Consider the following 6,070-nt stretch of genomic DNA (forward strand, 5'->3'; position numbering starts at 1 on the left):
GGGGTGCGCCCCCCGCCGTCGCGTCCTTCACCGCCGCTTCGTCAAAGGGTTTGGCTGTTTGTGCCGCCGCCACAATGGTGCCCGCGGCACGCAGTTCGCGCAGTGCCTGGAAGGTGCGAGCGCCGTTGTCGCGCAGCACGCCACGGAACTCCTTCCTTACCTCGGGCGGATAAGTGCTGGCAATCTCCGACAACAGCACGCGCGCGCCGCGCCCTTGCGCAGGCCGTGCAAGGCATAGCCGAGCAGGAAGAAGTTGACCCCGAGCGAAAGGGCGAGCACCACCAGCGTCGCCGTCCATATCCGGGAACGCTTCAAAGCGAGCCCTCCTCTGCCGGATCATCCGGGACACGCCATAAGCCAGCGACGATCCCGACGCCAGCGCCAGAAGCTCCATATCGGACGGATCGTCCTGCAGCCGCGCCGCCTGGTAGCCTGCCAGCGTCGCCGCTATGAGCGCGGCAGCAGCGCAGGCGGCAAACCCGGCCCGACTCAAGAGCAGGCGCGGCAGGAAGGACGGCCGGCTCGAACCGGCTTCGATGCGGGCTAGCACCTTGCGCGCCAGCGCCTGATCGTCTCCCTCGGCCAGCGCCGCCTCGAGCACGAGACGGTCGAGCGCGGCATCCGGATCGTCATTCCGCTCCGCCGCCATCAAGGCCAGCGCCTGCTGGCGGAAAGGCGCCGGCCATGTTTCGACGGTATCGAGGTCGACTTGCCGCAGCCGGACGGTCCGACGAGGATGACGAACTCACCGGACGCGATGTCGACAGATACGTCGTGGATAACCTTCGCCTTGCCAAGGGCTCTCTCGACGCCCGATATGGTGACCGCACTCATTAGTGTTTTCCTCAGAAAGAGACCTTGTCGCCACCCTTGAGCTGCAAAATTTGCCGCGCCTCGTCAGGGGTGGCCACCGAGGCACCGAGCCCCTCAATGATCTGGCGGACCTTCTTCACCTGCTCGGCGTTGGATTTCGCCAGCTGGCCCTTGCCGATCCACAGCGAGTCCTCAAGCCCGACGCGCACATTGCCTCCAAGCGCAATCGCCTGGGTGGCGATCGGCAGTTGGCTTCGGCCCGCGCCCAGCACCGACCAGTGGTAGTCCCGCCCAAACAGGCGGTCGGCGGTGCGCTTCATATGCGCGACATCCTCCGGATGGGTGCCGATGCCGCCAAGGATACCGAACACGCTCTGGACAAAGAACGGCGCCTTGACCAGGCCGCGCTCGACGAAATGGGCGAGCGTATAGAGATGGCCGATGTCGTAACACTCGATTTCGAAACGGGTGCCGTTCTCCGCACAGGTGCGCAATATGTGCTCGATATCGCCAAAGGTGTTGCGGAAGATGCGGTCGCGCGAGCCTTCGAGATATGGAAGCTCCCAATCATGTTCGAAGGTCTTGAAGCGCTCCAGCATCGGATAGAGGCCGAAATTCATCGAGCCCATGTTGAGCGAGGCGACTTCCGGCGCAAAGGTCGCCGCCGGCTTGACCCGCTCCTCGACGCTCATCGTCGCGGCGCCGCCGGTGGTGATGTTGATCACGCAGTCCGAGCGCTGCTTGATCACCCTGAGGAAGGGCGCGAAGGCCTCGGTCGACTGGTCGGGACGGCCATCGACGGGGTTGCGCGCATGCAGATGGACGATGGCAGCGCCGGCCTCCGCCGCGCCGATCGCGGCCTCGGCGATGTCTTGTGCGCTCACCGGCAGATGCGGCGACATTGACGGCGTGTGGATCGAGCCGGTGACCGCGCAGGTGATGATGATCTTGTTCTGGTTCGCCACTTGAAACAATCCTCGTTACTGACAGTGCCTTATTTCACCGCACCCTGAGTGATGCCGGAGATGAACTGCTTCGACAGAACGATGTAGAGCAGCGTGATCGGCAACGCCGCCAGCGTCAGCCCGGTGAATAGCACGCCCCAGTCGGTGGTGAATTCGCCGACGAAGACGGTGAGGCCCTGCGGCAGCGTCTTGAGATTGTCGGAGGTGATCAGCACCAGCGGGAAGAAGAAGTCGTTCCAGATGGGCACGGCGTTCTGGATTGCGACGATGACGAGCGCCGGGCGCGCCAGCGGCAGCATGATCGATCGCATGATGCGAAATTCGCTGGCGCCGTCCATGCGCGCCGACTCTTCCAGTTCGCGCGGCAAAGTCCGGAGGAAGCCGGTCATGATGAACACCGCCGAGGGAATGCCCATGGCGACATAGACCAGCACCAGGCCGGCATAGCTGTCGACCAGCCTCAGCGAATCCAGCTGGATGAACAGCGGAATGATCGCCAGTTTCAGCGGCACGGTCATGCCGCTGAGGAAAAACATCAGCACCAGCGCGCTCAGCCTGAACTGGTAGCGGGCAATCGCATAGGCGGCCATGGTGCTGAACAGAAGGATCAGCGCCACCGCGGCCATGGTGATGCCGACGGAATTGGCGAGGTAGCGCACGAAATTGGTTTCGCTCCACACCCGCTCGGCATTGGCCAGCGAGAAGTGCGCCGGCAGGGCGAAGGGCGAGCTGAAGATCTCGGCATTGGTCTTGAAGGACGACATCACCATGACGAACAGCGGATAGATCATGATGACGGCATTGACCGCCAGCATCAGCTGGATGGCGCCGTTCTTCAACAGCTCGCCGGGTTCCCTGGTGCCGTTTGTTTCGCTCACAGTTCGATCTCACGACGGCGCAGATAGCGAAGCGCGATAGCGGTGACGCCGGCAACGATGATGAACATCATCACGGCCAGTGCGCTACCCTGGCCGAAATCCTGGATGCCGGTCGTCGTCGAGCCGAAGGCGGTGCGGTAGAAATAGAGGCCGAGCACGTCGGTGGCGCCGCCGGGCGAACCGGTAAGGCCGGCCATCACATACGGAATTTCGAACCAGTTGAAGCTGCCGATGAAGGTCAGGATGGTGACGATGGTGACGCTGGGCGCTATCAGCGGCCACACGATCTTGGTCATCAGCACATAGTCGCCGGCGCCGTCGAGACGGGCGGCCTCGATCACGTCCTTGCTGACGCGCTGCATGCCGGCCAAAAGCACCAGGGTCGGGAAGCCCAGCCAGTGCCAGACATTGGCGAACAGGACGCTGCCGAGTGCGGTGTGTTCGTTGCCGAGCCACGGGATGGCGCTGATGCCGACCAGCGCCAGCGTCTGGTTCACCAGACCGAACAGCGGGTGCAGAAACAGTTTCCACAGGAAGCCGACGATGACCGCCGACAGCACGACGGGAAGAAAGACGATGACCTGGTGGATGCGGTGGCCGGGCAGTGCCTTCAGCAAGGCGTAGGCGAGCAGGAAGGCGGTGCCGTTCTCGAACACCATCAGCGCCACGAAGGCGATGATGTTGTGCTTCAGCGCATTGTAGGTCCAGTCGCTGTAAGGCTGTTCAAACAGCACCTTGCGGAAGTTTTCAAAGCCGATGAATCCGGTCGGCTGCAAGCCGTTGAACTCATAGAAGGCAAGGCGGAAGGCCGACAGCAGCGGCCAGAGCACGAACAACACCATGACCACCAGGGCCGGTGTCAGCAGGGACGCGATCCAGAGTGACCGGCGCCACGGAAAGGCTTTTGTGGTGTGGCGCCGGCCGATGTTCATGTCACTTGCCCTGGAAAGGCTTGTACCATTTGGCGAGGCCGCTGGTCAGGTCGGCGGCGAGCTGGTCCGGGGTGATCGAACCCGACATCATCTTGGTGATGTCGCCCTGCAGCAGCTCCGATCCCGTCGGCTTCTCGAAACGGAAGTAGACGACATTGATATGCGGCATGGCAGTTTCGTTCAACTTGGCGACATGGGCGAGAAGCTCGTCCTTGATGACGACGCCCTTGATCGGCGAGATGTTGCCGAGCAGAGCGGAGAACTTGTCGCCGAACTCCTTGGTGCCCATCCAGTTGACCAGCTTCAGCGCGGCCTCCTTGTTGGCCGACTTGGCGTTGACGGCATAGCCGCCATCGAAGAACTTGGTCACCTGCGGTGTGTCGCCGGCCTTGGCCATTGGCGGGGCGACAAAGTCCATGTTGATGGCCGGGTTCTGGGTGCGGTAGCTGGCGATATCGAAGCTGCCGCCGGCCAGCATCGCCGCCTTGCCGCTGATGAACAGCTGGCCGGCGGTGTCGTAGTCGATGCCTTCGAAGCCGGGCGGCATGTAGTCGCGCAGTTCGAGCAGCATGCCGAGCGCCGCAACATAGCGCGGGTCCTTGAAGGTGGTCTTGCCCGACGTCAGGTCCCTGACAAAGTCCTGGCCGAGGAACGGGTTGGTGAAGATGGCCACGAACATCTCGTTGAACCAGCTGGTGCCCATGCCGTTGGCCAGGGGGTAAATACCCTTGTCCTTCAGCGCCTTGCTGACGGTTATGAACTCATCCCATGTGGTCGGCGGCGTCAGCCCGGCCTTGGTGAAGACGTCCTTGTTGATGAACAGGCCGAGCGTCTGCGAGGCGAAGGGCAGGGAATAGACCTTCTTGTCGGCGCGGTAGGTGCCGGCCACCAGCGCATCGGCGGGCTGGTTGGCGAGTGAAGGCACCGTGGTCAGATCCTGCGGCTCGAAATAGCCAGCCTTGACGAACTGCTCCAGCCAGCCATAGGCGTGGGTGTGGATGACGTCGCCGCCCTTGCCGGCGGCCAGCGCCGTCGAGACAATCGTCGGATAGTTCTCATCCGGGAACGACTCGAACTTCACATGAATGTCCGGGTTGGCCTTGGCGAAATCCGCGAAAAGTTCATTGTAGGCAGCCTTGTCTTCCTGGCGCCAGGTCCAGAACGAGATGTCGGTTGCATGTGCCACGCTGGCTGCGAGTCCCCATGCGAAAGACGCGGCCGCGAGGGCCAGACCAATCTTTCTCCTGCTCATGTTGCAATCTCCCAATGCGCTTGATGCGCTTTTTACGACCATTATCAAATCATAGTTCTTGCCGTCTGGAAAGATAGTTTGTAAAGTTTCCTAACTAATAAGGATCTGGACGCGGCAACCCGCTTCGTCCGGCGTGTGCGGTGGATAACGGTGACCCAGAAAATCATTGCAGGCGTGGATATCGGCGGCACCAAGACGCGGATCATGGCGTGCCAGGGCGAGCGTACGATCGCCGACGAGGTGCTGGTGACGGAGACCTGGCGCATCCGCCAGATGGAAACCGATGCCACGACGCTGGCTGGGATCGTCGCGGGATTGTGCGGCGGGGTCGCGCCCGCTGTGCTGGCCGTTGGCGCGCATGGTTGCGACACGGGTGAACAATGCCTTCGCTTCCAGGCGCTGCTGGCAAGCAGGACCGGTGGTGCGGTGCAGGTGGTCAACGATGCCGAGCTGATGGTTCCTGCCGCTGGCTATATCGACGGCATCGGCGTCGTCTCCGGCACAGGCTCGATCGCGGTGGCACGCACGGCCGATGGCAAGATGCTGGCAGCCGGTGGCTGGGGCTGGATCCTTGGCGACGAGGGCAGCGCGCCGGCATTGGTGCGCGAGGCGGCGAAAGCAGTCCGGCACAGCCTCGACCGGGGCCAGGATGGTGACCCGCTGATTGCCGGGCTGATGCGCGAACTGGGTACAGACGACCAGACCAAGCTTGGCATCCTGCTCAACGAAACGCGTGGTGCTGCGGTCTGGGGCCGCTATGCCAATGCCGTATTCGACGCGGCGATCGCCCGCTCGGCTCTGGCTATCCGTGTTATCAGCGAAGGCGGGGCAGGGTTGGCCGCATTGGTCGCACTCTTGATCGAACGCGGCGCCAATCCCGCCCTTGTCGTGGCTGGCGGCGGGGTCATCTCGGAGCAGCCGATGTTGATGACGGCATTCGTCGAGGCCATGGCAAAGGTCTCGCCGTCGAGCCAGGTGCTGCTGCTGCGCGAGCCGCCGGTGCTGGGTGCGGTCGCCTTGGCGAGACGACTGCTGGTCGGTCAGGGCCAATCTTTGGGAATTGGAGCGGTTTGAATGATGAAGCGTATCGGCTATCGCCCGGCGGTGGCGCGCCAGACGGAAAGTCTCGAAATCGGCCGGCGTTCGGTGGCCTCGTCGCTTGACGACCTCGATCTCCGCGCTTTTGCCGGCAAGACGATCGGGCTTGCCGGCATCGGCGCCAGCTATCAG

At 62.9% G+C, this 6,070-nt stretch carries 6 protein-coding genes and 1 pseudogene; 1 reads left to right on the forward strand and 6 read right to left on the reverse strand.

Annotated elements, in window-relative coordinates:
- The 6 genes and pseudogenes from EN964_RS38715 to EN964_RS21315 all read right to left on the reverse strand — a co-directional run.
- Positions 1-652: hypothetical protein (locus EN964_RS38715; RefSeq protein WP_245490679.1), on the reverse strand; the 652-nt coding region annotated here is incomplete at its 3' end.
- A 50-nt stretch (positions 653-702) separates the two neighbouring features.
- Positions 703-834: pseudogene (locus EN964_RS21295) on the reverse strand (ATP-binding cassette domain-containing protein); the annotation flags it as partial.
- Between the two features lie 11 nt (positions 835-845).
- Positions 846-1,778, reverse strand: coding sequence for a 3-keto-5-aminohexanoate cleavage protein (locus EN964_RS21300; RefSeq protein ID WP_127270835.1), 933 nt, complete (start codon positions 1,776-1,778; stop codon positions 846-848).
- Between the two features lie 29 nt (positions 1,779-1,807).
- A complete protein-coding gene (locus tag EN964_RS21305) occupies positions 1,808-2,656 on the reverse strand; it encodes a carbohydrate ABC transporter permease (protein ID WP_127272221.1) in 849 nt (282 codons plus the stop codon).
- Complete coding sequence (locus tag EN964_RS21310) at positions 2,653-3,588, reverse strand: carbohydrate ABC transporter permease (RefSeq protein WP_127272222.1); 936 nt, start codon at positions 3,586-3,588, stop codon at positions 2,653-2,655. Before EN964_RS21310 ends, EN964_RS21305 begins: the two co-directional genes overlap by 4 nt.
- 1 nt (position 3,589) lies before the next feature.
- Positions 3,590-4,840: an extracellular solute-binding protein gene (locus EN964_RS21315; protein ID WP_127269592.1), complete on the reverse strand. Its 1,251-nt coding sequence runs from the start codon at positions 4,838-4,840 to the stop codon at positions 3,590-3,592.
- A gap of 150 nt (positions 4,841-4,990) precedes the next feature.
- On the opposite strand from EN964_RS21315, the gene EN964_RS21320 reads away from it, so the two are divergent.
- On the forward strand, positions 4,991-5,914 hold the full coding sequence (locus tag EN964_RS21320; protein ID WP_236382668.1) for a BadF/BadG/BcrA/BcrD ATPase family protein: 924 nt from the start codon (positions 4,991-4,993) through the stop codon (positions 5,912-5,914).
- Positions 5,915-6,070 lie beyond the last annotated feature (156 nt).

The organism is Mesorhizobium sp. M7A.F.Ca.CA.001.10.2.1 (genome assembly GCF_003998575.1).
Classification (GTDB): domain Bacteria; phylum Pseudomonadota; class Alphaproteobacteria; order Rhizobiales; family Rhizobiaceae; genus Mesorhizobium.

Excerpts from the sequence above, each read along its gene's own strand:
- EN964_RS21315 (WP_127269592.1), bottom strand. The coding sequence starts at position 4,840 with ATGAGCAGGAGAAAGATTGGTCTGGCCCTCGCGGCCGCGTCTTTCGCA.
- EN964_RS21310 (WP_127272222.1), bottom strand. The coding sequence starts at position 3,588 with ATGAACATCGGCCGGCGCCACACCACAAAAGCCTTTCCGTGGCGCCGG.